Raw genomic sequence first — 25,670 nt, 5'->3', positions numbered from 1 at the left:
CCACGACGGTCGCCCTCGAGCGAGTAAACGTCACTGTTTCTGGGCCAGAGCGGGCCCGAGACGGTCGGCCGAGTTCCGAATCGAGAATTCGAAGCAGGCGCCGTCGAATCCGTTTCGCCCGCGTTCGCTGCACTCGACGGTCCAGCCGTGTGCGTCGGCGATCTGGGTGACGATCGAGAGCCCGAAACCCGTTCCATCTGCTCCGGTCGAGTACCCCGAATCGAACACGCGTTCCCGTTCCTCCGGTGGTATTCCGGGTCCGTCGTCGACGACGTAGAAGCCCTCGTCGCTCGAGCCCACAGCGACGGCGACTGCTGGTCCTGCGTGTTCGACACAATTTCGAAAGAGGTTCTCGAGAACCCGAAGCAACCGATCCCGATCGGCCTCGAGCGATCGATCGTCGACGACCGTCAGCGTCGCCTCGCCCGTGTCGACGCCGTCCCAGGCCTCGCGAGCGACGGCCTCGAGCGACAGGGCCTCGGTCTCGGTTTCGTCGACGGTCGATCCCTCCCGCGCCAGGGTCAGCGCGTCGTCGATGATCGCCTGCATTCGATCGTGTTGCGTTCGAACGACGTCGAGTGTCTCTCGACCATCCTCGTCGACGGACGTTTCGAGAATGTCGAGGTACCCGGCCGCGACGTTCAGCGGGTTCCGGAGGTCGTGACTGACGACGCTCGCGAACTCGTCGAGGCGAGCGTTCGTCCGCTCGAGTTCGCGTTCGTGTTCGCGCCGCTGGGTTACGTCCCGGATCATCACCAGCGTGGCGTCCGACTCGGCCGTGATCGGTTCGCTTCGGATGGCCAGGTGCTGTGTGGTCCCCGCCCGTTCGATGGCGAGTTCGTCACGGCCGGTCTCGACGATGGATTCGACGGTTTCGGTCCCGATCCGGACTCGATCGGTGGGGGCACCGACGAGATCAGCGGAGGCATCGGAATCCGACCCCTCGAGTACGGATTCGGCTGTCGCGTTCACGTCGACGATTCGCCCCTGTCCGTCGAGCACGATCACGCCGTCGCGCATCGTCTCGACGACGGATTCCCGGGCGACCGGCACGATCTCGAGCAATTGATAGCGGAAGATAGCCGCGGCGATGGCAACGCCGGTAATTGCGAACGCGACGGGCGTCCAGTTGAACGATTCGATTCCACCCATTCGGACGTAAAAGACGTTCGCGAGGAGGGGGACGACGACGGCGGCAGCGATCGCAATCGCCTGTTTTCGATAAACGCGACGGGAGGTGTATGCGACGTGCCCGATCAGCGCGATGCCGGCGAGAATCAGGGTGTAGGCGTAAATCAGGTGAAGGTCGTACGCCCAGCCGGTCGTGTAGGTGATGAGCGCGCGTTCATCGACGAACCTGGCATCGGCCAGGAACCAGCCGTGAAACCCGTTCGTCACCATCGTGAGAAACGTGAGAGTGGGAACGACGGCCAACAGCCCGATCGTTCCTCGAGTGATATGTCGGTCGTAGTTCGCGTAGTGAGCAGCGAAGACGAGCCAAGAGACGGGCAACGCGAACGTCGCGACGTTGATCAGTCCGAACCAGAACCACGTCGCTGTCGCGCTGGCACTCAGGTGCGCCCCCAGCGATCCGACGCTCCAGGCACAGGTGATCGCCATCATGACTGCTAGAATCGTCGTCAGTCGATCCTGACGATTGCGCCGTTTCCGAAGGGCGTAGACGACGACCCCCATCGAGAGTACCGCTGCAACGAGCAATGCCCCGACGAAGACGGAACGGAGGTCAGTCATCCGTCCTCCGGCGGCAGCACTGTTCCATACAGGAGTCACTCTTCTACCAGTACATGAAGCCGTTGGCCCACTCTCACGGGCCAGGACCAGGAACGACGCTAAAGCCAGTATCGTTAAGCCCGCTCACTCGAGACGTCCGCGTGTGCCTCAACGCGTCGAGACGAGTTCCCCGGAGGGCGTCGATTACGGCTGGGTGATGCAGGTCACGTTCGTCACGACGATCGTGGTCGGCGCTCCGCTCGTCGCCCTCGCGTCCACGACCGTCGACCTGCCGACGTGGAACGCTCGAGCCGAGTTCGCCATCCGGGTCGGCGCCGTCATCTGGGTCCTCACGGCGCTCACCGTCTTCGCGTACGCGAAGCGGGTGCAGGGTCGGTAGACTGCCGGGACCTCTCTCGTCCGTATTTTGCTAACCCCCCCCCCTCTGTGCAATCCGCCGTCTCGAGGGTCTACTGACCGTCGACCTCGAGAGTCTACTGTCCGTCGACGTACTGGAATCTCGCGCCCGCTCGTTTCGCCGTCTCTTCGTCGCGTGGAGAGTCGCCGATGAAGAGGGTTTGCGACGGGACTGCATCGAGCGTGTCGATCACCGCGAGCAACGGGCCCGGGTGGGGTTTTTGCGTCTCGACGGAGTCCCGTCCGACCACGGCGCCGACAACCGACGCGAGCGCGTGTTCCTCGAGGGCGATCCGACACGCTGCCTCGCAGTTGAGCGAGCAGACGCCGACCGGCATTCGCTCAGCCTGCTTCTCGAGGTCGTCGGCGTGAGTCAGTCGCGTCGACCGCCGTGCACCCTCGCGTTCGTGGCCGGCGATCGTCGCCTCGACTTCGGCCGCGAGTCCGACGTCGGGTGCGCTGGCCAACAGCGACCACAGACTTGAATTCGGCGGGTCGACGTCTGCCGCGCGGTACACCTCGCGGACGTCGCTGGTGACGGCAGCCCAGTCGACGGGGAGGTCGACGAGCGTCCCGTCGAGGTCGTAGACAATCGCATCGTATCCGTCGGCGTTCACGAACGACGAGAGGAACGAGAAGGGGATAGTGGCTTCGGTAGCCGCCGGCGTTCTGGATCGAGAACGGTGGTTCGAGGGATGCTCGAGGACTATTCGTAGGCTACTCGAGCAGGTGACGAGCGATGATCTTCTTTTGAATCTCGGTCGTCCCCTCGTAGATCTCGGTGATTTTGGCGTCCCGGTAGAGACGCTCGACTTCGCCTTCGGTGACGTAGCCGTAGCCGCCGTGGATCTGGACGGCCTCGTTGGTGACGAACATCGCCGACTCGCTGGCGAAGTACTTCGCCATGCTCGCGAACATCGCGGCGTCGCCCTCGTTCGCCGCTCGCTTGCGGGCCGCTTCCCGTGTGAGCAGGCGCGAGGCCTCGATCCGGGTCGCCATCTCCGCAAGCTTGTGCCTGATCGACTGGATGTCGCCGATCGGCTGGTCGAACTGCTCGCGCTCCTGGCTGTAGGCGATGGCCTCGTCGAGGGCGCTCTGGGCGAGTCCGACCGACTGGGCGGCGATGGCGACGCGACCGCCGGTCAGGATTTCGAAGGCCGCAGAGAGCCCCCTACCTTCCTCAGTCAGTCGGTTCTCGGCCGGGATTCGAACGTCGTCGAAGTGAAGGCCCGTCGTGTCGCTCGCCCTGAGCCCGAGTTTGTCCTCTTTCTCGCCGACGGTGAGTCCGTCCGCGTCGGCGGGCACCAGGAACTGCGTGACCGTCGAGGGGTCGTCCCGGTCGGTCTTCGCGAAGAGGACGATCACGCCCGCTCGATGGCCGTTCGTAATCCATTGCTTGTCGCCGTTGATGACGTACTCGTCCCCGTCCTTGACGGCTTCCGTCGTCATCTCGGCCGGATTCGACCCCGCGTGTGGCTCCGAGAGGGCAAAGGCGCCGACCGGCCGACCAGTGGCCATCTGCGGCAGCCAGCGCTCCTTCTGCTCGTCGTCGGCGAACGTGGCGATACACGAGGTCGCCAGACAGTGGACCGAGAGCGCCGTCGCCACTGCCAGCATCCCGTAGGCGACCTCCTCGTTGACGATCGCGTAGGTGATTGGATCGGCGTCGTACCCGCCGTATTTCTCCGGAACCGTCAGACTCGTCAGGTCCATCTCCGCGAGGCCGTCCCAGACCTCCTCTGGGAACGTCTCCGTCTCGTCGGCCTCGAGCGCCGTCGGCCGGATCTCCTCGAGGGCGAACTCGTGCACCACGTCCCTGACCGCCTCCTGCTCGGCCGTGAGTTCCATGCCTCGAACTCCGCGGCAACGGCAAAAAATGCCACCGGTTTGCGTTCCTCGCTTTTTTCTCCTCTTCCCGTCGATCGGCAGCGAACCAGCCTCCGACGAACGCGATCGACGACGAACCCGGCGAGTTCGCTACAGCAGGTCCAGCGCCTCGAGTTCGGCCTCGAGCGCCGCCGTACTCGCCTCGTCTTTCAGCCGCAGCGGACTCCGGAGCGGTCCCGCGTCGAACCCGCGAAGACGGAGCGCGGTCTTGACGCCCGACATGTACGCGCCGCCGGTCTTGAGTGCGTCTCGAACGTCGTAGACCCGGCTCTGGAGTTCACGGGCGCGGTCTTCCTCGCCCGCGTCGTAGGCCTCGTAGAGGTCGACCACGAGTTCGGGGAAGACGTTCGCGACCGCGCTGACCATGCCCGAACAACCGATCTCGAGGCCGGGGAAGAGCAGCGAGTCCGATCCGGAGAGGAAGGTCAGTTCGGGGTGGGCATCGATCGACTGGGCGAGCCAGGGCACGTCCTTGCTCGAGTCCTTGAGGCCGGCGATACCGTCGATCTTCGCCAGTTCGTCGAGCGTCGACCGGGCGATCGAGTTCCCGGTCTTGCTCGGAATGTGATAGATGTAGATCGGGAGGTCAGTCGCCTCTGCCACCCGGCGGTAGTGCTGGAGGGCGGCATCGTGGTCGACGGGGTAGTAGTACGGTGTCACGACGACCAGGCCGTCGACGCCGACGCGCTCGGCGTGGGTCGCGTGCTGGACCGTCTCGTGGGTGCTCGGTGCGCCGACGCCCGCGATGACGGGTACCTCACCGTCGATCTCCTCGACCACCGCCTCGACCACGCCTCGCTGTTCGTCGGCGGTCAGCAGGGGGAACTCGCCGTTCGTCCCGAGCGGGAACACGCCGTGGGCGCCACCGTCGACGACGAACCGGGCGTGGGCCGCCGTGGTCTCGTAGTCGACCGACTCGTCCTCGTGAAACGCCGTGACCGTCGGGGGAACGACGCCGTGGACCGAGAGCGGGTCCGCCGTTCCAGGATCGTGATTCGACATACCCGCAACTCAGTCTGGCACGGCTATAAAGGACGGCGGTGCCGGCAGTGCTTCCGGCGCGAGCGATGCTGGCCGCACGCTGGACCGCGAGCGATGCCGGTGTCAGCTTTATACGAGCGTTCGTGATAGAACCGATCATGGCAGACGAGGTCACCGACATACTGACGAAGGCGTACATCGACGAACTCGAGACCGTGATGAACTACCTGACGAACGCGATCGTCCTCGATGGCGTCCACGCCGAGGAGGTCAAAGAGAGCCTCGAGGCGGACGTGGAGGAGGAACTCGAGCACGCGCGGATGCTCGGCAACCGGCTGAAACAACTCGACGAGTCCCCGCCGGGATCGATGGAGTTCGAGGCCCGCCAGTCGAGTCTCCAGCCGCCAGAGGACACGACCGACGTCCAGTCCGTCATCGAGGGCGTGCTCGAGGCCGAGGAGGACGCTATCGATACCTATCGCGCGCTGTTCGAGGCAGCGGGGGAGGCGAACGATCCGGTCACGGAGGACGTCGCCGTGACGATCCTGGCCGACGAGGAGGCCCACCGGACGGAGTTCCGCGGGTTCCAGAAGGAGTTCCCGAACGATTAACTGGCACTCGACGTCGACTCGAGCGACTCGAGAATCGACACTCGAAGCGAGTCGATCGGACCGACACGCGTTTTACCGATGCGCGAGCAGGTCACCTATGACCGTCGACGCCGTACTCTTCGACTTCGACGACACGTTCTACCCGTACGCGCCGTGCAACGAGGCGGGAAAGACCGCCGCCCACGAGGCCGCCCTCGAGCGCGGCTACGACCTCGACACCGGGGAGTTCGAGGCGTTCTACCAGACCGGCCGCCGCGACGTGAAACGCGACCTCGAGGGGACCGCCGCCTCCCACGACCGCCTCCTGTACTTCAAGCGCGCGCTCGAGCGCCGCTCGGGCGAGCCCCGACCGTCGGACGCGCTGGCACTGGGCGACGCCTACTGGGAGGGCTACCTCGAGGCGATGTCGCTCCACCCCGGCGTCCAGGAGGCGCTCTCGGCATTGCGCGAGTCCGGAATCGACGTGGCAATCGTCACGAACCTCACCACCCGGATTCAGCTCCGCAAAGTTGAGCACCTGGACCTGGCGGACGCCATCGACCTGTTCGTGACCTCAGAAGAGGTCGGCCAGGAGAAACCCGCCTCGGTCATGTTCACCTACCCGCTCGCGCGACTCGAGTGTCACCCGAGCGATGCGGTGATGGTCGGCGATTCGATCCGTTCGGACGTCGTCGGCGGAAACGCGATTGGCCTCGAGACGGTGCTGTTCGACGCTGCGGGCGAGGAGCCGGACGACCCCGATCCCTCTGAAGTCGATGATCGAACGAAGGACGACCGCATCCCCGACCACAGGATAGATCACTTCGGCGACCTAACGGAGCTGATACTGTGACTGTGAACCTGATCCTCGAGACCCAGCGCGAGCAGGTGGTCGAGCACGCGAGCGACCTCGCGTCGCTCACTCCTGGCCGTACCGGCAACCTGAGCGTCCGCGGCGGCGACGGCGACGCCTTCGCGATCACGCCGACAGGCGTCCCCTACGACGCGTTCGACGTCGAGGACGTACCGGTCGTCGGCGTCGACGGCGAGCACCGCGACGGCGCCATGAAACCCAGCAGCGAGGTGCCGATGCATAGCGCCATCTACCGCCGGGAGGACGTGGGCGCCATCGTGCACACCCACTCGCCGTGGTCGACGACGCTGGCGATCGCCGACGAACCCTTGCCGCCGATTCACTACATGATCGTCGCCGTCGGCAAGCGGGTACCGGTCGCTGAGTACGCCCCCTACGGCACCGACGCGCTGGCCGAGAACATCGTCACCGCGATGCGCGAGGCCGACGCCACCGCGAGCCTCATCGAAAATCACGGCCTCGTCGTCACCGCGCCGGACCTCGAGACGGCCCTCGAGAACACGGCCCACGTCGAGAGCCTCGCCCGGATCTACCTGGAAGCGCGTTCGGCCGGCCTCGAGCCCCAGCGACTCTCCGACGAGCAACTGGAGATGGTGCTTGCGAAGTTCGAATCGTATGGGCAGTAGATAGGGCCACACCGACAGTGGCTGGGGCCGTACCGACAGTGGCTGGGACCGTTCGCGGCGGAACTGTCGCCAGTTCATCCATCGGAACGGCGACCTCGAGCAGCCGAGAGCTCGAACTAAATCACCCGTGGCAGTGCCGAGACTGAAACCCACTCCGACCGCATCTCCACAACCGCACCTCGTTCCTCCCCAGCCTCGGCGCTCGCTACGCTCGCGCCGTCCCTCGCACGATGTGCTGGAGTCCCCCTCGCAATGCTCGGTCACTCCAGCAGCGCGCGCCACCGGCCGGGAGCAGGGCTCGAACACGAGTGAGAGCCCTGCGACCCGGGGGAGGGCAGGCCATAAGCTGGTGGACGGTCGCCCCCTTTTCGACGGGAACGGTATAGTCCGACCCTTCACGGATGCCGGAATCGAACCGATGGAATAACAGCGTGGATCGCACGCGAGGAACGCCCGGACGAGTCAGTCGCGTCCGGCCAGCAACTCCTCCGCCGTCACCAGCGCCTCCATCTCGAGGCCCGCGGCTTCGACGTTCTCGCGGCCACCCTCCTGCCGGTCCACGACGACCAGGGCGCGCTCGACCGTCGCACCCGCATCGCGTAGCGCCTCGACCGCGTCCACCAGGCTCGTGCCCGTCGTGACGATGTCCTCGACGACGACGACTTCCTCACCCTCCTCGAGTCGGCCCTCGATCAGGTTCGTCGTCCCGTAGTCCTTGCGCTGTTTCCGGGCGATGACGTAGGGAACGTTCGCGGCGACGCTCGTCGCGGCCGCTAGCGGGACCCCGCCGAGGGCGACCCCGCCGAGTTTCGCGTCGGCCCTGGCCTCGAGTCGCTCGGCGAATGCCTCGGCGATCAACTCGAGACAGCGCGGGTCGGTCTCGAAGAGGTACTTGTCGACGTAGTAGTCGCTGGTGCCGCCGTGGGAGAGTTCGAACTCGCCGTATCGAACCGCGTCGGCGTCACGAAGGGCGTCGATGAGTGCCTGGTTCGTCATTGGCGACAGTGGGGCGGCGAATCGAGATAAACGATGTGATGCGCGCTCGGCGTCGAAGGAACTGGGACTCGAATTCGGATGCGCGTCCGGAGACTGGGGAGCGTGTTCGAGGTTGGTACCCGACGTCGGCTCGCGGGGTCGAAACTCGAGGCCAGCACTCGAGCGGCCGACTCGCAGAGCGAGACGCGACCCTACCAGGGCTCGTCCTTTAACCCGAGCCTGTACGCGATCATGTTCGTCGAGACGTGCAACAGCGGCGTGATGACGACGACGACGAGGATGACCTCCCCGGTGAACCAGGTCAGAAACCAGTCGGTCGCGAGCAGGGCCGTCACCGGAAGCGAGACGACGACGAAGTCGAGCTGGTCGAGGACGGGAAACATCGCCCCACGGTCGCGGCCGGTTCGCCGCTTGAGAAACGACGCGAGAATGTCCCCGAGCATCGCCCCGCCGGCGAGCCCGAGCGCCGCGAGCGGCGTGAACGTCGGCACCTCGAAGCCGAGAGCATCGCTCGCGTCACCGGCGAATAGCGTCAACACCGCCGCCAGGATCAGGCCAATCGTCGTCCCCACTGCCGTTCCCCGCCAGGTCTTGCCGTCGCCCAGTAGTCGCTTACTGTTGAGAGTTCGACCGCCGTCGATCGGCCGACCGCCGCCTGCGAGCACCGCCGCGTTGTTCGGCACGTAGGCGGGCACCATCGCCCAGAACGCGACGACGACCGTCTCGAGTACTGCCATGTCACCCTCGATGTGCCGGTGGCTCTTAACCGCTGGTGGTTCTCGACCGTCGATTGGAGGCGTCGATGACCGATGACGGTCGAAGACACGTCGATAACGGTCGCGGACGACGATTCCTCAACGAAGACGAATCACAAACTGCCAAATAAGAGGGGGACCCACGTTCGATTATGATCCCGCCCATCGCAAATCGGTTCGTCGCCGGGGAGTCACCCGCGACGGCCCTCGAGCACGTACGGACCCTGAACGACCGGAACATCAACGCTATCGTCAACCTGCTCGGCGAACACTACGACTCCCGGTCGCCGGCGGCGGCCGACGCGGCCGAATACCGATCGCTCGTCGCGGACATCGGCGACTCGAACCTCGAGGCCTGCATCTCGGTGAAACCCTCCCAGATCGGCCTCGACGTGGGCGAAGACGTCTTTCGCGACCTCCTCGAGGAAATCGTCGCGGAGGCCACAGATCGAGACGTGTTCGTCTGGATCGACATGGAAGATCACACGACGACCGACGTCACCCTCGACGCCTTCGAGGCGATGACGACGACCTACGACGGCAACGTCGGTGTCTGCGTGCAAGCCAACCTCAGACGGACTCGCGAGGACGTCGAGCGACTCGCCGACTTGCCAGGCAAGGTCCGGTTCGTCAAGGGGGCTTACGACGAACCGGCCGAAATCGCCTACAAAGATAAAGCGGCCGTCAACCGCGCCTACCGAGAGTTGCTCGAGTACGCCTTCGAGCACTTCGAGGACGGGGTCGCCGTCGGCAGTCACGACCCCGAGATGATCGACTACGCCATCGACCTCCACGAGGAGTACGGGACCGACTTCGAACTCCAGATGCTCATGGGCGTTCGCGAGGATGCCCAGGAGGAACTCGCCGCAGAGTACGAGATGTGGCAGTACGTTCCCTACGGCGGCCGGTGGAAATCGTACTTCTACCGACGGGTCATGGAACGCAAGGAGAACCTGTTTTTCGCCCTGCGGGCGATCCTCGACCGGTAAAGGGAAGGGCTGATAACCCCGTAGTGTGACCCACAGCACATGACCTCGTGGAAGCGGGACTTTGCGAGCGGCCTCGTCGTTCTCGGTCCCATTCTCATCACCCTCTACCTCCTCTACTGGCTCTACGGGATCATCGCGGGGGTCACCCCGGAGTTGATCCTGGACGCCAACGTGCTCCGATGGCTCATTCCGGACGGCGCGTTCGAGGGTGCGGCCCGAACCCGCGAACAGGTCGCACAGTTCCTGCGGGTCGTCATCGTCCTCACGGTGCTCATCATCCTCACGCTCTCGATGGGGTACCTGATGCGAACGACGATCGGCGGCCTGGTCGAACGCGTCCTGGACAACGTCGCCAACCGCGTGCCTGGCCTCCGGGTCGTCTACAACGCTTCCAAGATGGCTGCCGAAACCGCCTTCGGGGAGCAGGAATCGCTGCAAAAGCCTGTCAAGATCGAGACCTGGAACGGGGCGCGAATGACGGCGTTCAAGACCGGAAAAACGGCCGACGACGGCCGCGAAGTACTCTTCTTGCCGACGTCGCCAAACATCACGACGGGATTCGTCATCGAGGTCGAAACAGACCGTATCACCGAACTCGACGAGGACGTCGAAGACGCCCTGACCCGGGTGCTCAGCGCCGGGTTCGGCGACGCTGATCGAGGCATGGACGCCGGCATCTCCATCGACGTCGTCGACGAGCGCGTCGCACAGCACTTCGAGCCCGACTCCGACCAACCGTCCGAGGCGAACGACTGAAACCGAGCCGATTCCGGACAGATCACACCTATGTCGACGCTCTCCGAGGTCCTCGTAATCGCAACGCTCGCCGGCTGTGCGACCGGAATCGGTGCCCTGCCGACGATCTACACTGACCGGGTGAGCCACAGCGTCTACGACAGTTCGCTGGGATTCGCCGCCGGCGTCATGGTCGGCGCGGCCGTCTTCGCGCTGATCATCCCCGGCCTCAACCTCGGTTCGCCGCTCGAGGTCGTCACCGGCATCGTCGCCGGCGGGGTCTTCTTGCTCGCCGTCAATGCCGCACTTCCCCACCTCCACGTAAACACTGGGTTCCGGGACGAAGCCAGCGGAATGGAGGGAATCGCCCTGCTCCAGAGCGACGAGGCCGCGGCCGAACGGGCGGCGATGGACGACAACCGGCGGCGGGCATTGCTCGTCGGCGCCACCGTCACGATCCACAACGTCCCCGAAGGACTCGCCGTGGGCATCGCCTTCGCCAGCGGCGAGGCGGGACTCGGTCTCGCAATCGCCACGGCCATCGCCGTCCAGAATGTCCCCGACGGATTCGCGATGGCGATTCCGGCCATCAGAGCCGGCGTCTCCACGCCGAAGACGATTCTCTACACCACGCTCTCGGGCGGCCTCCCCGAACCGATCGCAGCCGCGGTCGGCTTCGCCCTCGTGGCGTTCGTCACTGGTATCTTCCCGATCGCAGCGGGCTTCGCCGCTGGCGCGATGATCGCGGTCGTGTTCCGCGAACTCATCCCCTCGAGTCACGGCCACGGCTACGCGGATACGGCGACGATGGCGTTTCTCGCCGGATTTTCGGTGATGCTGGTCGTCGATACCGTCCTGGCGGTGTGATCCCGTCCGAACTCCGCTACGACGAGGACGAATACGTCGGGGACGAATCGGAGGGGTGACTACGCCGACGCCCCCATCCCGGGACTACTCCCGTTCGTACTCCCGTTCGCTGTCAGTATCGCTCTCGGAGTGGTCTGATTCGGCGTCGATCGACGCCTGAATCTCCTCGAGTCCCGGGGCTCGTCGTCGGACGATCAACAGAACGAGGCCGAGCATGATCGCCGGAATAACGACCATTGCCACCAGGACGAAGAGGGCGATCTCGAGTTCCGGCGGGCCGGGGATGGTCGCGGGGGCGTGCTCGAGCCAGCGGCCGACCGGATGGCCGAACGAGGGGTCGACCGAACGGCTGAACGAGCGGTACGACACGGACATAGCACACGTACTCGAGACGCACATACAACAGTTGCCTTCGTTCTCAGTTCGAGACTCCGGTCGCTCACTCGAGACCCAGGAACGACTCGGCGTTCTCCCAGAGGAGTTTTCGCTGCACGTCTTCGGGGAAGTCGAGTTCGGCGAACTGCTCGAGCCAGGGCTTGGGCTCGAGCATCGGGTAGTCGGTGCCGAACATAACCTTGTCCTTCAGCAGGGACTTCGCGTAGTGGAGCACCTGGTCGTCGATGTAGCGAGGCATCCACCCCGAGAGGTCCATGTAGACGTTGCCCTTCTGCTGGCAGATAGCCAGTTGTTCCTGTTCCCAGGGGAACGCCGGGTGGGCAATCAGGATCTGGAGGTCGGGGTAGTTCGCCGCCACGTCGTCGATCAGCATGGGGTTGCCGTACTTGATCTTGAGGCCGCGGCCGCCAGGCGAACAGGCCCCCAGCGTCGAGTTTCCGCCGTGGAAGACCACCGGCACGCCCAGGTCCTCGATGGTCGCCCACAGCTCCTCGTGTTCGGGGTCGGAGGGGTCGAAGCCCTGGGCGATCTGCTGGAACTTGAATCCGGAGAGGTCGAGGTCCTCGACGCAGCGGATCGACTCCTCGACGCAGTCGTCCTTGAGCGGGTCGACCGAGCCGAACCCGACGAAGAAGTCCGAGTACGTGTCCCGAACCTCGGCGACGTAGTCGTTGGGCACCGGCGGATTGCCGGTGTTGGTCTCGGCGTCCCACCCGAGGAGGACCGTCCGTCCGACGCCCGCCTCGCGGTACTCCTCGACCATGTGCTCGTAGGTGTCGGTCTCGAGGTCGGCTCCGAAGCGGTCGGCCGCGTCGCGCATCATCTCCCCGCCCGCGTCGTGGAGGAACTCGCTGGTCGGCTGGTGGGCGTGGGTGTCGATCGCTCGCGGCCCGTCGGCGGCCTCGAGTACTGCCGGAAGCGTCATACCCGACTTTCCGCCCGCGGCCGTAAAAACGACGCCGGTTCGCGCTGACGGGCGAGCGCCACCGCATTCAAGACCCTTCCCGACGTAGGTGAGGTATGATTCGCGACCAGCTAACCGAGGTGACCGGCCGGCATCCCTGACGTGGTCAGATACTGGGCGGATTCGAGAGACGGCGCCTCGAGGCACGCCTCCGTCGCCAGCGTTCGTGAGCGTTCTCTTGCGCGCTCGCTCGACTGCTCGCTCGAGTGTCAGTCCGAGCGCTCATTCCTGCGTCCGTCCGAGCAACCGATCGACCGCTCAAAGCGCGTCGACACCCCTATCGACCACGATCAGCTACTTGTATGAACGAACGCACACACGAACGGACGAGTGCGGACGCGTCGACGGGCGGACGAGCGATCGTCGCCAAACGCGTCGACTCCGGCGTGGCCGACACCGAGGAGATTTCGGACCTCGCCCGCGCAGCCGGGTACACCGTCGTCGACGAAATCACCCAGACCAGGACGGCGGATGCCGCTCTCCAGCTGGGCGAGGGGAAGGCGAACGAGCTGGCGGAGGCGGTCCGGCGAACCGACGTCGAGACGGTCATCTTCGACAACCGGCTCGGGCCCTACCAGACGTACAACCTCGGACAGCTCCTGCCTGAAGGCGTCACGGTCATGGACCGGTTCACCCTGATTCTCGAGATCTTCGGCCAGCGCGCTCAGACCCGGAAGGCCCAGCTCCAGGTCGAACTCGCCGAACTCCGGTACGAACTCCCGCGCGTCGAGGCGAAGGCGAGTCTCGCCAAACGGGACGAACACCCCGGCTTCATGGGGCTCGGTGAGTACGACGAGAGCCGCGAACAGGACATCAAAGACCAGATCAGCCGGATCAGGGACGAACTGGACCAGATCGAGCAGACCGAGGAACAGCGCCGCGAACGCCGCCGCGACTCCGGATTCGACCTCGTCGCTCTGGCGGGGTACACCAACGCCGGGAAGTCGACCCTGCTCCGGCGCCTGGCGCGGGATCTCGAGGTCGAGGAGAACGAGGACCTCCACCCGGACCTCGACGCGACGGCGGAGTCCCAGGACAAGCTCTTTACGACCCTCGGGACGACGACCCGACGGGCGGACATCGAACCCCGGAACGTGCTCGTGACCGACACGGTCGGGTTCATCAGCGACCTCCCCCACTGGCTCGTCGAATCGTTCAAGTCGACGCTGGACTCGGTCTACCGGGCCGACCTCGTCTTACTGGTCGTCGACGTGAGCGAACCCGTCGAGGAGATTCACGAGAAGCTCGTCACCAGCCACGACACACTCTACGAGCGCAACGAGGCGCCCATCGTCACCGTCCTCAACAAGATCGACCGCGTGAGCGACGAGGAACTCGCCGAGAAACGCGAGGCGCTCTCGGCACTGGCGCCGAACCCGGTCGCCGTCAGCGCCCAGGAGGGGAGCAACGTGGACGCCCTGCTCGAGCGGATCGACGAAGAACTCCCCGACTGGGAACGCGAGCGCCTCGTCGTGCCGATGACCGACGACACGATGAGCCTCGTCTCCTGGATCCACGATCACGCCAGCGTCGACGACGTGACCTACGGCGACGACGACGTCGTGATCTCCTTCCTGGCCCGACCCGCGGTGATCGACCAGGCCCGGTCTCGAGCGAGCGACCTCCAGGCGGCGGAGGTCTGACTGACCCCGTTCGGCACAGATCCTCGTCGGCCACGGGCTCGAGACGAAACGTTCGCCCGGTCGAATTTCTGCGTTCGGTATTGTACCGTTGTAGTGCGGAATACGCGCTCACTATTACCGAGCGAAGGTCCCGTATTCGGTTTCGGTGGTCAGCCTGGCCTCGTCGTTCACCTCGTTGCTGCACGATCTGTGTGAGGTCTCGTACGTGTCGTCGAAGACGACATCGTAACGTCTCCCGCGGTCATCGGCTCCCGGGTACACTCGATGTCCTGCTCGCTCGAGCGTTCGTATTCGGCCTCGATATCCTCACATCCTCACATCCTCACATCCAAACACAATCTCGGGGATGCCGTCGACGACGAGTGCATCGCGGTACGCCTCAAGTTCCTCGTCGATTGGTTGGTTCGGTGTGGGTTACAGGAACACCGATTTGGGCTCACTCGGCTGCAGTTATAATAGGATTGCTCGGGCCAATCCGAGGAACACGAAAAAGCCCAGTACGTCGGTTGCCGTGGTGATGAAGATCGTCGCCGACGTGGCCGGATCGTATCCGATTCGGTCGAGTAACAGCGGGGTTAACGCTCCGAAAAACCCCGCGATGACGAGATTCGCCACCATCGAGACACCAATGACGGCCCCGAGTAAGAGCCCGAACTCGCCAAACGAGAAGGCGATAGCGATCACGGCCACGAGCACACCGGTAATGAACCCGTTGGCCGCACCAGCAACGACTTCGTTGAAGATCACCCGCTTGCCGGTGTTGAGTGACACCTCACCGAGTGAAATTCCGCGAACGGTGACTGCCATCGCCTGCGTCCCAGCGTTCCCGCCCATCCCGGCAACGACTGGCATGTACGCTGCCAGAATAGCGACGGCGGCAATGGTGGACTCGAACAGTCCAACGACCGCTGCAGCCATAAATGCGGTTCCAAGGTTGAGGATCAACCACTTGTACCGCCTCCGTATCTTCGCTCCTGGACCGTCGAGGACGCTCTCCTCTTCTGCGACGCCAGTGAAGTCGTAGAGCGTTTCCCCTCGAGCCTCTTCGAGCAGTTGCAACAAGTCCTCGGCGTGTATCACTCCGAGAATGTCGTTCTCTTCATCGAGCACGGCGACGGCGCGCTCGCGGTTTTGCTTGAAAACCTCGATCACCTCTTCGTCATCGCGGTCGTAGCGGACGTGCGGCGTCTCCTGTACGTAGTCACTAACCGTTTCGGTGGCGGTATCGGCTATCGACAGTGCCGCGCCGGGGAGTTCACCTTGTAATTCACCATCAGCGGTAACGAAAATCGTCGGAACACGTCCCGTTCGCTCTTCGAATCGACGAACTCGCTCGGTCACTTCGGGGAATTGCCGTGTTTCGTCGACGGTAACGTAATCGAGGCTCATCAGCCCAGCTGCACTTTCTGGGTCGAACGAGAGTAAAAAGTCGATTTTCTCGCGGCGCTGGTTATCGAGCGTAGCGAGGAGTGCCTCACGCGTCTCTTCATCGGTGAATCTGAGAACCTCGGTCACCTCGTCTGGGTCGAGTCGGTCGATAAAGGCCTCCAGTTCCGACCGACTCATATCCACGACGAGGACTTCTTGTACCTCGTCCGGAAGTCCAAAGAAGACGTCCCGCCACTCCGTCCGTGGCAGAGCGGTAAAGGGATTAGACGGCGAAGAAGACATCGCAATCGTCTCCTGAACGTCTGTCGATTGCTGGGACATACACGGAGCGTACAGATCAACCCCTAAATTATAGTCGATAGCCGAATTCGCACACCAATCCTAACACCGCCTGGGGAGATAGACAGCTGATCCAGAAACGACTCACACCGATTCTGCCAACATCCTCACCCTATAAATGCGTGACCTGACTCAGTGTGAGCATGGAACGCGTTGCGATCATCGGCGCGTCGATGACCCAGTTCGGCCAGCGCGAGGCGTGGATCCGCGACCTCCTCGCCGAAGCCGGCATCGCCGCCCTCGAGGACGCCGGCGTCGCCTCGGACGACGTCGAGCACTGCTACGTCGCGAACATGTCCAGTGGCGAGTTCGAGGGCCAGGGCGGCATCATGAACATGCTCGCTCACGACCTCGACCTCCTGCCGGCGTACGCCCAGCGGGTCGATCAGACCTCCTCGAGCGGCGGGGCCGGCATCTACGCCGCCTGGCAGTCCGTCGCCAGCGGGGCCAGCGAGATGACGCTCCTTGTCGGCGGCGAGAAGATGACCCACCGCACGACCGGGGAGTCGACCGACATCATCGCTTCGATCACCCACCCCGAGGAGTACAAACACGGCGTCACCCTGCCCTCCTTCGCCGGGATGACCGCCCGTCACTACCTCGAGCGCTTCGACGCGCCTCGGGAGAGCCTCGGGAAGGTCGCCGTCAAGAATCACAAAAACGGCGTCGACAACCCCCACGCCCAGTTCCGGAAGGAAGTGGGCTTAGAGACCGTCCTCGAGTCGCCCATCGTGGCCGACCCGCTCAGACTCTACGACTTCTGTCCGATCACCGACGGCAGCGCGGGCCTCGTGTTCTGTCCGGAGTCCGTGGCGAAGGAGTACGTCGACGAGTACGCCGTCGTCGCGGGTGTCGCGGGTGCGACCGACACCCACGTCGTCCACGAGCGTCCCGATCCCACCGTGATGAACGGCGTCGTCGAGAGCGGCGAGTCCGCCTACGAGATGAGCGGCTACGGCCCCGAGGACGTCGACGTCGCCGAACTCCACGACATGTTCACTATCCTCGAGTTCCTGCAGATGGAGGGACTCGGCTTCGCCGATCACGGCGAGGCCTGGGAGCGCGTCGAGGCGGGCGACACGGAACGCGATACCGGCGACCTCCCGATCAACACCTCCGGCGGCCTCAAGTCAAAGGGCCACCCACTCGGCGCCAGCGGCGTCGCCCAGGGTGTCGAGATTTACGAACAGCTCGTCGGCGAGGCCGGACCGCGCCAGGTCGACGCCGACGTCGGCCTGTGCTGTAACGTCGGCGGGTTCGGCAACTGCGTTATCACGACGATCATGGAGGCCGCAGCATGACGATGGAGGCCTATCGTTACGCCGATGGGACGATCGGGTTCCCCGGCCACCACCTCGGACCCGACGGCGAGGAACCCGTCGACACGGTCGACCTGAGCGAGTTCACCGCGACGGTCGTCACCTGGACGACGAGCACTGCCACCCCGCCCGGCGTCCGCGAGCCGAATCACCTGGCCATCGTCGAGTTCGACCTCGAGGACGCGCTCGAGGTCGATCAGCCGCCCGTTCGAGCCCTGGGTCAGCTCACGACCGGCGACGTCGAGACCGGCGACGAGGTTCGGCCGATCTACGTCGAGGAACTTCGAGAACCAGGTGTGGGGATCAAAGTGACCGAGAGTCAGGCGTGGGACGGCTACCGGTTCGAACCGGTTTGAGCGGTCCTCGTTTCGGGCTTATTCGTCTGTGTCTTCGTCGTCTTCACTGTCTTCGCTGTCTTCGCTGTCGCCGTCACCATCGTCACTCAAGTCGTCGTCAGCCCCCGTTTCGTCGCTCCTCGAGTCGCGCGTCCCGTGCGGACCACTACCTCTCGATCCTCCACTGTCCGCCGATTCGCCGTCGTTCTCGGTCGGCGTAGACTCGTCCGTTTCATTCGTTTCGTCCGCGCTCGAGGCGCCGTACCGATCCCGAAGCGTCTCGAGTTCGGCGTCGACGTCGACGCCGGAGTCGGTGGATTCCTCCGGGAGACGGGCACCGCTGTCGCTCTCTCTGTCCTCGTCTCTCGCCGACCGCTGGTCACTCGCGGATCGCTGGTTGTCCCCGGACTGGATGTCGATCCGGTAGGGCTGAGACGCGTCGTCCGACCCAGATTCTCCTCCCCGGTCGATGCGCTCCGCCAGTCGCTGGTCGATATCGTCGCGAAGCCGCCTGGCGTCCTCGAGCAACGTTCGCGTTCGATCGTCGACCTCAATCCCAACTTCGTCAGCGTCGTCCGAGACGGCGTCCTGCAGTTCCCGAAGCGCACGGTCGAGGTGCGTGAGCGTCGTATCGCGGAGGTCGCTCGAACGGCTAGCCGTCCGGTCGGCGGCGTCCGTTGCAGCGTCGCGAACCGCTCGCTGGCCTCGGGCGAGCTTGAGCCCGCGTCTGAGGGCCTCGAGCGCACGGATGTTCGCCTCCAGGGTCGCGATTAGGGCCGGAATCGCGACTTCGTCACCGAACCGCACGAGTTCGCCCGGCGTCGGCGGCCGCAACGGGAATTGCCGTCGACGGCGGTTCCGGGATCGAGCGTCGTCCTCGAGTTCGTCGCGGAGCGCGTTCAGCGTCGCGCTCAACTCCTGAAGCGCGTCGGCGAGGTCGTCGCGGTCGGTACGGTCGCGGTCGTCCATGTGATCACTGCGTGGCCATTCGTGAAAAAATGGCCGATTGGGTCTCTCCCTGGCGAATAATATGCCGAACTCGTCCGACGTATTTTGTTCGAGGTGAACGTACTTAGATGAATAACGACCACAATGTTTATTGCGGTCGGCGGTGAGGCTGTAAATGGATGCAGACTGAGTCAGGTACCGGTGTGTCAGACGGCGTCACGTTCGCGCAGGCGCTCGACCGACTCAAACGGAACGGAAGTACTGTACTGGTCGTCGGGAGCAGCGAGCAAGCAGCGCACGAAGTCGCGTGCCAGCGCTTACTCGGGACGCACACCGATAGCGAACGCCATCGACTCGCCGTGACGGCTCGAGACGCGACGTACCGCGGACACGGCTGCGTCTGTGAGTCCACGGACGCGAGGACGCGGCACATCGAACACACCGTCCAACCAGCACAGGAACCGACCGTCGAGACGGCTGGCCGACCGCTCGCCACCCTCGGAACGGACGTCATCGACGCGATTCGAGAAATCGAGTCGACGGAAGGCGGACTCGATCCTGCCGAACTGCGCGTCTGCGTCGACTCGATCGTCCCGTTGCTGAGCGAGTACGATCCCGAGGACGTGTTCAAACTGCTCCACATCACGACGACGACCGTCAAAAGCACGACGGGAATGGGTCACTTTCACCTCCCGTTGGCGCGCAATCACGACGCGGTCAACCTGTTCGAACCGCTGTTCGACGCGGTCGTCGAGGTCCGACGCCGCGACGACCGCGTCGAGCAACGGTGGCATCTCCGTGACTACACCGTCCAGAGTGAGTGGCTCGAACTGTAGCAGTTCACTTTCACCCCGCTGACCAAACCCTCTTAGGCGACCGGGCCCCAGTGACTGACGATGGATGGGGACGAGTCGTCGCACTCGACGAGCCCGTCGTTGCCGCCCGCACTCGAGTCGGCCGACGTCGCTGACTGGGACGTCTTCGAGTTACTCGAGCCGGCGGTCCAGGAGTGGTGGCTCGAAGCCTTCGGCGAGTACGTCCCCGAGAACGGCGGCTTCTTCACCCCGCCACAGCGCGAGGCCATCCCGAAGATTCACGCTGGAACGAATACCCTGATCTGTGCGCCGACGGGTTCTGGCAAGACGCTGGCGTCGTTTACGGCGATTATCGACGAACTCTTCAAGCGCGACCGGGACGGCGACGGACTCGAGAACGCGGTGTACTGTCTGTACGTCTCGCCGCTGAAGTCACTGGCCAACGACATCCACCGGAACCTCGAGGTCCCGCTCGAGGGGATCGAATCGATCGTCGACGAGCGGGGCGACTCGATGGGCGAGATTCGCCACGCGATCCGCCACGGCGACACCAGTTCGAGCGAGCGCCAGGCGATGCTCCAGACGACGCCCCACGTGCTCAACACGACGCCGGAGACGCTAGCAATCTTGCTCAACGCGCCGAAGTTCCGCGAGAAACTGCGCAGCGTGGAGTACGTCATCGTCGACGAGATTCACTCGCTGGCGGCTAGCAAACGCGGGACGCACCTGTCGGTGAGCCTCGAGCGACTCGAGGCATTGGTCGATCACGACGTCACGCGGATCGGCTGTTCGGCGACGATCGAGCCGCTCTCGCAGGTCGCGGAGTTTCTGGTCGGGTGTGAACCGTCGAGCGAGCCGGGGTCCGCTGGCTCGGATTTCGAAACTGAACGAATCCCTCGAGACTACGACATCGTCGACGCCCGCTTCGCCCGCGAGTTCGACCTCCGCCTCGAGTGCCCTGCCGACGACCTGATCAACACCTCTCGAGACCTCGTTCAGGACCGCTTCTACCGTCTCTTACACGAGCACATCCAGAACCACACCAACACGCTGGTCTTCACGAACACGCGTTCGGGCGCCGAGCGCGTGTTACACACGCTCCGCGAGCGCTTCGACGCCTACGACGAGGACAACTCGGGGTGTCACCACGGGAGCCTCTCGAAGGACGTTCGACACCGGGTCGAAGGGAAGCTCAAAGCGGGCGACCTGGACGTGGTGACGTCCTCGACCAGCCTCGAACTGGGCATCGACATGCCCCACGTCGACCTCGTCGTGCAGGTCGGCTCGCCGAAGTCCGTCGCCGCGTTGCTCCAGCGTGTCGGCCGGGCGGGCCACCGGGTCGGCCAGACGGTCACGGGTCGCGTGATCGCCCTCGACCGGGACGAGTTGCTCGAGTGTGCCGTCATGCTCAAGAAGGCCCAGGAGGGCTTCGTCGATTCCGTGTCGATTCCCGAGAACGCCCAGGACGTCGCCGCCCAGCAGGTCTACGGGATGGCGATCGCCGAGATTCGACCGGAACGGGAGGTGCTCGAGATCCTGCGGCGGGCGTATCCCTACCGGCGCTACGGCGACGACGACTGGGAGCAACTCCTCGCGTACCTCACGGCCGAGTACGCCGGAATGGAGGACCGAAACGTCTACGCGAAGGTCTGGCGGGACGCGAACGACCCGCCCGACGGCGAGCACCACTACCCCGAGTACCCCGTCGGTGAGGTGCTGATGGGCAAACGTGGCCGACTTGCCCGCGTCATCTACATGACCAACGTCGGCACGATTCCCGACTCCTTCACCTGCGACGTCTACACGCGCGCCGAGAGCGCGTGGGTCGGCCAACTCGACGAGGGCTATCTGGACACACTCGAGAAGGGCGACGTGTTCGTCCTCGGCGGGGATCACTTCGAGTACCGCTACCGGCGCGGGTCGAAGGTGTACGTCGACCGGACGAGCGCGCGGCCGACGGTGCCGTCCTGGTACTCCGAGCGCCTGCCGCTCTCCTCGGACATGGGTCGTGAAATCCTCGCGTTCCAGCGGACGCTCCTTGAGCACTACGACGAGGGCGGCTCCTCACGCATCCGCGCCTGGCTTCGTCAGTTTCCGCTGGACGACTCGAGCGTCCGCGCGATTTCTCGGCTGTTCGACTACCAGATTCGCTACGCGGGCGTTGGGAGCGTGAGCACGCCCGATCGACTCGCCGTCGAGGTCGAACGGGACCGTGACGAGTACGAGCGCCACTACTACGTCCACTCCTGTTACGGCCGTCGCGTCAACGACGGCCTCTCGAGACTGCTCGCCTACCGGTGTGCCCAGGAGGCGACGGCGGACGTCCGCGTCGCCGTCGCGGACAACGGGTTCGTCCTCTCGATGCCGCTGAACCGGAAGGTCGACCTCGAGGGCATTCTCGCCGATCTCGAGGCCGACGACGTGCGCCCGGACCTGCGACGCGCGCTGTCGGGAACCGACCTCCTCCAGCGGTACTTCCGGATCAACGCCACGCGCTCGCTGATGATCCTCAAGCGGTACAAGGGCTACGAGAAGTCCGCCAGCGAGCAACAGGTCTCGAGCGAGATGTTGCTGGGGTTCGCCGAGGGCCTCGAGGACTTCGCCGTCATCGAAGAAACCTACCGGGAACTCCTCGTGGACAAGTTGAACGTCGCGGAGGTCGAAGGCATCGTCTCCCGCCTCGAGTCGGGCGAACTCGAGGTCTCGAGACGGCTCGTCGACTCGCCGACACCGCGCGCGTTCGGACTGGCGACGCTCTCGGCGAGCGACGTGGTGCTGGCCGAAGACGAGAGCGCCGTCTTGCAAGCGTTTCACGAGCACGTCCTGGAGGAGATCGGCGAGGGTGCGCTCGCCACGTCGTCCGAGGATCGATAGGTGGATCGCGTTTTTCGACCCAAAATTCAGTTCGCGCTCGAGGAGCGTTCTCCGACCCGTTTACAACGGCTATAATTTCAGTTTCGCCTGGTGAAATTGTTTCGAGAAACGATAATGGCAGATATACCTCGACATTTAGGGACACCGCTTTCATAGGTGTTCGTTGGCCCGCTACTCAGAGATATGAGCAGCCAACTCGATCACGCACCCAACGGCGAGATGGGACTCGACTCGACGGAGGACGAAACGGACGCGTTGACGGGAGAACTCGTCCAGGCGATTGCAGCCCTCGAGGAGGTGCCCGAGACCGACGTCGGGCCGTTGTACGAATCCGTCGAACTGGAATCGGTCGTGACGCTGCTGCGTCACGCGAGCGCGCACGATTCGACGGTCAATGTCGAATTCGAACACGAGGGCTACACCATCACCATCGGTTCCGATGGAACCGTTCGAATTTACGAGGGAGACCCACAGATCGGCCAGCCGAACGAATCTGCGTGAGAGGAATCGACGGAATGCGTAAACAGGAACTCATCCATCTACACGCCCTCGCAGTCGAGGTTCGTAAGGACGTAACCGAACACGAGTCGGTGCCACCGGGCGCGTTCGACGAGTACGATCGGTACGGAGTCGCTCCGACTTCGATTCACTACAACAAGCCTCGGCACAAAGAGAGCCTGCTGTTGCTTCTGGACGGGATCTGTCGTACTATCGGTCGGCCGCCGGCGCAGGAGCTCCCCGACGGGATGCAGTGAGGCCGGTCGAGCCCGCGTGAAGATGTCGTCGTCTCGCTGCACCGTCAGTCGCGACTCTGCTTCGGGAGTGACGTGCGCGGGTGTCTGATTCGCTCGAGTGTGGTGCATGACGTCTGTCTGATCCGCTCGAGCAGTACACGGTCGAACGGTGGCGGCCGGGTGCCATAACATTCAGATTTATCACAAAAATTCGCAACCGGAATCGCCTAAGTGCTATCAGTACGTCCATCCCACGACGCAGATGAGTCGAACCGGAATTTCCGCGCCGATCGCCAGATACTATCTCTTCCAGGCAACCGATTCGGTCGGCTTCATTTGGCCAGTGTTCACCCTGTTCTTGCTCTGGAAGGATCTCACCTTCGCCCAGATCGGGACGTTCGGGGCCGTTTCGGCACTGCTCGTCGTCGTCCTCGAGGTACCGACGGGCTACATCGCGGACCGACTCGGTCGTCGGAACGCGCTCGCGATTGGGATGGCGGCAATGACGCTGTCGATCGCCGGATTCGTCGTTGCCGATTCGTTCCTCTCGTTTCTGGTTCTCTACGCCGTCTGGTCGGTCTCGCTCGCATTTCAGTCCGGAACCGCGGACGCCTGGCTCTACGAGACGCTTCGGTCGGGAGACGGCGAAGGAAATGAGACGGATTTCGCTCGCATCCGCGGTCGAGGCGGGTCGGTCCACCAGTGGGTCTCCGCGATGACGATGATCGGTGGCGGCCTCCTCTACGCGATTGAGCCGACCTATCCGTTTCTCGCTTCGGCGGCACTCAACGGCGCTGGCGTGGCCGTGGTGCTCACCATGCCGAAGAACGCCCAGTTCGATGGCACCAGTGAGATGAACGCGTCGGACTGTCCTGGCGTACTCGAGACGCTCTCGATGCTTCGGCGGCTGTTCGCGGGTCCATCGTTTCGCGTCTTCGTCCCGCTCGTCGCCCTGTTTTTCGCGCTGGTCAACGTGGCAGACACCTACATTCAACCGATTACCGTCGAGGTGTTGAACGGCGCATCGCCGGTGTCGTTCCTCGCCGGACCCCTGCCGGAGGAAGCTGCGCTCGGATTCCTCTACGCCGGATTCGCCGTCCTCGCGGCCATCGCGAGTTATCACGCGGAAACCGTTCGATCCCTGGTGGGCCTCCGGACGGCGCTGCTGACAGTTCCGGTGGTGACCGCCGTGACCATGTTCGCCCCTGCCGTCGTTCCGGTGCTCGCCATTCCCGTCTTCTTCGGAATGAAGGGGGCTCGAGCCCTGTACGAACCGCTGGTCAATCAGTACCTCAACGACCAGTCGGCGTCGGTCGGTCGTGCTACGGTCCTCAGTGCCGCGTCGATGGGGTGCGCACTCGTGCGCATCCCGTTGAAACCGCTTGCGGGCTTCGTCGCGGACCTGACTTCGCCGATCACGTTACTGGCGCTCCTCGGTGGGGGCTTTCTCGCGTTCGCACTTCCGCTGGTAGCCCTTCGATCCCCGGTCCCCGAAACCGCGTGTTCGAGCGAGGAACGGCCATCGATCCAGGACGCGTCGGTCGATGGACGGCAATCGGGTCGAGACTGATCTCGCTCCCGTCGATTACTCGAGCGACACGGTAAACGTCACCCGTGCATCAGCGCCGTCGGCGAGGGCTGCCACCAGCTCGCGGTCGAACCCCTTGGCGGCGACATCGGCCTCGAGCAGGATCGTCCGCTCGTCGACGTACTCGCTGGTTCGTCCGACGGCACTGCGCTCGCTGGCGAACTCGAGGTCGGGGTCCCCCCGCCCTGTCACGCTGTCGACGTGCCCGTCGGCCTCAATGGAGACCGTGATCGTCGCGTCGGCGTTCCGACACGCCTCGACGAAGTCCGGGTCGAAGTCGGCGGGGGCGCGGTCAGCGTCGATGACGAGGATGCAGTCGCCGGCCGGCGTGAGGTAGTCGTCGGTCGTAATCTCGAATGTGCTCGCGTGTCGGGCGGAGACGTGCTCGTGGCCGCGGGCGTGGACGACCTCCGTCAGGGTGCTCGAGTCGTCACTAACGTCGGCGTCGCCTTCCGCTTCCTCCTGGTCTTCGCTTTCCACGTCGGTGGCGTCGCGCATACTCGAGCCAGCACCGGGGTCGTCAAAACGGATTCGAAAACGCGCTACCGATTGGAACCGTTCCGCGAGGTGCCGGTCACACCTCGTTCAATCGCGGGCAAATCGCAAGACCGATACTCGCGACGACACGTCGGATGACCGTGCAATCGACGCCCGTTCGAATTCTCGTCTGGATCGGCGTCGGGCTGTCGGCCGTCTGGGCCGTGGCGGTCGTTCTTCTCGTACTCGGTCGATTCACGCCCCTCCCGTCGTTCGGTCTCGTCAACTTGATCGTCGTCGTCGGTGGCGTTCTGGCGACGATCGTGGGTATCGGGCAACTGCTCCGAAATGGATACCGGTGGCTCGTCGATCGGTGACGCCGTTCGATAGTCGGTCTCCGC

General features: G+C 64.3%; 27 protein-coding genes. 16 read left to right on the top strand and 11 right to left on the bottom strand.

From position 1 onward, the window contains the following. Nucleotides 1-30 precede the first annotated feature (30 nt). Nucleotides 31-1,752 carry a sensor histidine kinase gene (locus J1N60_RS13370; RefSeq protein WP_312908153.1) on the bottom strand — a complete coding sequence of 574 codons (1,722 nt, stop codon included), beginning with the start codon at nucleotides 1,750-1,752 and terminating at the stop codon, nucleotides 31-33. Nucleotides 1,753-1,894: 142 nt separating this feature from the next. Here J1N60_RS13370 and J1N60_RS13365 point away from each other — a divergent pair, with 142 nt between their 5' ends. Then, nucleotides 1,895-2,131, top strand: coding sequence for a DUF5822 domain-containing protein (locus J1N60_RS13365; RefSeq protein ID WP_312908152.1), 237 nt, complete (start codon nucleotides 1,895-1,897; stop codon nucleotides 2,129-2,131). A 94-nt stretch (nucleotides 2,132-2,225) separates the two neighbouring features. Here J1N60_RS13365 and J1N60_RS13360 read toward each other — a convergent pair whose 3' ends face one another. The 3 genes from J1N60_RS13360 to J1N60_RS13350 form a co-directional block, all read right to left on the bottom strand. Beyond that, nucleotides 2,226-2,765: an HAD family hydrolase gene (locus J1N60_RS13360; protein ID WP_312908150.1), complete on the bottom strand. Its 540-nt coding sequence runs from the start codon at nucleotides 2,763-2,765 to the stop codon at nucleotides 2,226-2,228. 100 nt (nucleotides 2,766-2,865) lie between these two features. After that, nucleotides 2,866-3,996, bottom strand: a complete 1,131-nt coding sequence (locus tag J1N60_RS13355) for an acyl-CoA dehydrogenase family protein (RefSeq protein WP_312908148.1) — start codon at nucleotides 3,994-3,996, stop codon at nucleotides 2,866-2,868. 129 nt (nucleotides 3,997-4,125) lie between these two features. Beyond that, nucleotides 4,126-5,037, bottom strand: a complete 912-nt coding sequence (locus J1N60_RS13350; RefSeq protein ID WP_312908147.1) for a dihydrodipicolinate synthase family protein — start codon at nucleotides 5,035-5,037, stop codon at nucleotides 4,126-4,128. A gap of 137 nt (nucleotides 5,038-5,174) precedes the next feature. Between J1N60_RS13350 and J1N60_RS13345 the strand changes: the two genes are divergently transcribed. From J1N60_RS13345 to J1N60_RS13335, 3 genes are all read left to right on the top strand, one after another. Then, nucleotides 5,175-5,627, top strand: a complete 453-nt coding sequence (locus J1N60_RS13345; RefSeq protein WP_425499292.1) for a ferritin-like domain-containing protein — start codon at nucleotides 5,175-5,177, stop codon at nucleotides 5,625-5,627. 97 nt (nucleotides 5,628-5,724) lie between these two features. Next, on the top strand, nucleotides 5,725-6,459 hold the full coding sequence (locus J1N60_RS13340; RefSeq protein WP_312908145.1) for a ribulose-1,5-bisphosphate 5-phosphatase: 735 nt from the start codon (nucleotides 5,725-5,727) through the stop codon (nucleotides 6,457-6,459). 8 nt (nucleotides 6,460-6,467) lie between these two features. Next, the gene (locus tag J1N60_RS13335; RefSeq protein WP_312912587.1) at nucleotides 6,468-7,106 is read left to right on the top strand and encodes a ribulose-1-phosphate aldolase; all 639 of its coding nucleotides are present in this window, start codon (nucleotides 6,468-6,470) and stop codon (nucleotides 7,104-7,106) included. 462 nt (nucleotides 7,107-7,568) lie between these two features. On the opposite strand, the gene pyrE is transcribed toward J1N60_RS13335, so the two are convergent. After that, nucleotides 7,569-8,102, bottom strand: coding sequence for an orotate phosphoribosyltransferase (gene pyrE, locus J1N60_RS13330; RefSeq protein WP_312908143.1), 534 nt, complete (start codon nucleotides 8,100-8,102; stop codon nucleotides 7,569-7,571). A gap of 191 nt (nucleotides 8,103-8,293) precedes the next feature. After that, nucleotides 8,294-8,839, bottom strand: a complete 546-nt coding sequence (locus J1N60_RS13325; RefSeq protein ID WP_312908142.1) for a CDP-2,3-bis-(O-geranylgeranyl)-sn-glycerol synthase — start codon at nucleotides 8,837-8,839, stop codon at nucleotides 8,294-8,296. Between the two features lie 170 nt (nucleotides 8,840-9,009). On the opposite strand from J1N60_RS13325, the gene J1N60_RS13320 reads away from it, so the two are divergent. Genes J1N60_RS13320 through J1N60_RS13310 form a run of 3 tightly spaced genes read left to right on the top strand, consistent with a single transcriptional unit; the run spans nucleotide 9,010 to nucleotide 11,448 of the window. Then, nucleotides 9,010-9,846, top strand: a complete 837-nt coding sequence (locus tag J1N60_RS13320) for a proline dehydrogenase family protein (RefSeq protein ID WP_312908140.1) — start codon at nucleotides 9,010-9,012, stop codon at nucleotides 9,844-9,846. Nucleotides 9,847-9,885: 39 nt separating this feature from the next. Next, on the top strand, nucleotides 9,886-10,602 hold the full coding sequence (locus J1N60_RS13315; protein WP_312908138.1) for a DUF502 domain-containing protein: 717 nt from the start codon (nucleotides 9,886-9,888) through the stop codon (nucleotides 10,600-10,602). Between the two features lie 30 nt (nucleotides 10,603-10,632). After that, complete coding sequence (locus tag J1N60_RS13310) at nucleotides 10,633-11,448, top strand: ZIP family metal transporter (RefSeq protein ID WP_312908136.1); 816 nt, start codon at nucleotides 10,633-10,635, stop codon at nucleotides 11,446-11,448. Nucleotides 11,449-11,532: 84 nt separating this feature from the next. Here the strand turns inward: J1N60_RS13310 and J1N60_RS13305 are convergent, their stop codons facing one another. Both J1N60_RS13305 and J1N60_RS13300 read right to left on the bottom strand, forming a co-directional pair. Next, on the bottom strand, nucleotides 11,533-11,823 hold the full coding sequence (locus J1N60_RS13305; protein ID WP_312908135.1) for a hypothetical protein: 291 nt from the start codon (nucleotides 11,821-11,823) through the stop codon (nucleotides 11,533-11,535). 64 nt (nucleotides 11,824-11,887) lie between these two features. After that, on the bottom strand, nucleotides 11,888-12,769 hold the full coding sequence (locus J1N60_RS13300; RefSeq protein WP_312908133.1) for an amidohydrolase family protein: 882 nt from the start codon (nucleotides 12,767-12,769) through the stop codon (nucleotides 11,888-11,890). Nucleotides 12,770-13,110: 341 nt separating this feature from the next. On the opposite strand from J1N60_RS13300, the gene hflX reads away from it, so the two are divergent. Continuing rightward, nucleotides 13,111-14,451, top strand: coding sequence for a GTPase HflX (gene hflX, locus J1N60_RS13295; RefSeq protein ID WP_312908131.1), 1,341 nt, complete (start codon nucleotides 13,111-13,113; stop codon nucleotides 14,449-14,451). Nucleotides 14,452-14,901: 450 nt separating this feature from the next. On the opposite strand, the gene J1N60_RS13290 is transcribed toward hflX, so the two are convergent. Beyond that, entirely contained in the window at nucleotides 14,902-16,161 is a 1,260-nt protein-coding gene (locus J1N60_RS13290; protein ID WP_312908130.1) for a magnesium transporter, read from the bottom strand. A 161-nt stretch (nucleotides 16,162-16,322) separates the two neighbouring features. Here J1N60_RS13290 and J1N60_RS13285 point away from each other — a divergent pair, with 161 nt between their 5' ends. Further along, nucleotides 16,323-17,480 (top strand): thiolase family protein, encoded by a 1,158-nt coding sequence (locus J1N60_RS13285; protein WP_312908128.1) that lies wholly within the window; start codon nucleotides 16,323-16,325, stop codon nucleotides 17,478-17,480. Continuing rightward, nucleotides 17,477-17,854 (top strand): nucleic acid-binding protein, encoded by a 378-nt coding sequence (locus J1N60_RS13280; RefSeq protein WP_312908126.1) that lies wholly within the window; start codon nucleotides 17,477-17,479, stop codon nucleotides 17,852-17,854. Before J1N60_RS13285 ends, J1N60_RS13280 begins: the two co-directional genes overlap by 4 nt. 18 nt (nucleotides 17,855-17,872) lie before the next feature. Here J1N60_RS13280 and J1N60_RS13275 read toward each other — a convergent pair whose 3' ends face one another. Continuing rightward, complete coding sequence (locus tag J1N60_RS13275) at nucleotides 17,873-18,802, bottom strand: DUF7547 family protein (RefSeq protein ID WP_312908124.1); 930 nt, start codon at nucleotides 18,800-18,802, stop codon at nucleotides 17,873-17,875. A 158-nt stretch (nucleotides 18,803-18,960) separates the two neighbouring features. Between J1N60_RS13275 and J1N60_RS13270 the strand changes: the two genes are divergently transcribed. From J1N60_RS13270 to J1N60_RS13250, 5 genes are all read left to right on the top strand, one after another. Then, nucleotides 18,961-19,617 (top strand): DUF7504 family protein, encoded by a 657-nt coding sequence (locus J1N60_RS13270; RefSeq protein ID WP_312908123.1) that lies wholly within the window; start codon nucleotides 18,961-18,963, stop codon nucleotides 19,615-19,617. 60 nt (nucleotides 19,618-19,677) lie between these two features. After that, on the top strand, nucleotides 19,678-22,470 hold the full coding sequence (locus tag J1N60_RS13265) for an ATP-dependent helicase (RefSeq protein ID WP_312908121.1): 2,793 nt from the start codon (nucleotides 19,678-19,680) through the stop codon (nucleotides 22,468-22,470). Nucleotides 22,471-22,653: 183 nt separating this feature from the next. Then, nucleotides 22,654-22,971 (top strand): HalOD1 output domain-containing protein, encoded by a 318-nt coding sequence (locus J1N60_RS13260; RefSeq protein WP_312908120.1) that lies wholly within the window; start codon nucleotides 22,654-22,656, stop codon nucleotides 22,969-22,971. Between the two features lie 14 nt (nucleotides 22,972-22,985). Beyond that, nucleotides 22,986-23,225 (top strand): UPF0058 family protein, encoded by a 240-nt coding sequence (locus J1N60_RS13255; RefSeq protein WP_312908118.1) that lies wholly within the window; start codon nucleotides 22,986-22,988, stop codon nucleotides 23,223-23,225. 241 nt (nucleotides 23,226-23,466) lie between these two features. After that, nucleotides 23,467-24,774, top strand: coding sequence for an MFS transporter (locus J1N60_RS13250; RefSeq protein WP_312908117.1), 1,308 nt, complete (start codon nucleotides 23,467-23,469; stop codon nucleotides 24,772-24,774). Between the two features lie 15 nt (nucleotides 24,775-24,789). Here J1N60_RS13250 and J1N60_RS13245 read toward each other — a convergent pair whose 3' ends face one another. Further along, nucleotides 24,790-25,209, bottom strand: coding sequence for a DUF371 domain-containing protein (locus J1N60_RS13245; protein ID WP_312912586.1), 420 nt, complete (start codon nucleotides 25,207-25,209; stop codon nucleotides 24,790-24,792). A gap of 215 nt (nucleotides 25,210-25,424) precedes the next feature. Here J1N60_RS13245 and J1N60_RS13240 point away from each other — a divergent pair, with 215 nt between their 5' ends. Then, entirely contained in the window at nucleotides 25,425-25,646 is a 222-nt protein-coding gene (locus J1N60_RS13240) for a hypothetical protein (protein WP_312908116.1), read from the top strand. Nucleotides 25,647-25,670 lie beyond the last annotated feature (24 nt).

The organism is Natronosalvus caseinilyticus, assembly GCF_017357105.1.
Classification (GTDB): domain Archaea; phylum Halobacteriota; class Halobacteria; order Halobacteriales; family Natrialbaceae; genus Natronosalvus; species Natronosalvus caseinilyticus.
This window is presented reverse-complemented; position numbering and strand designations above follow the sequence as displayed.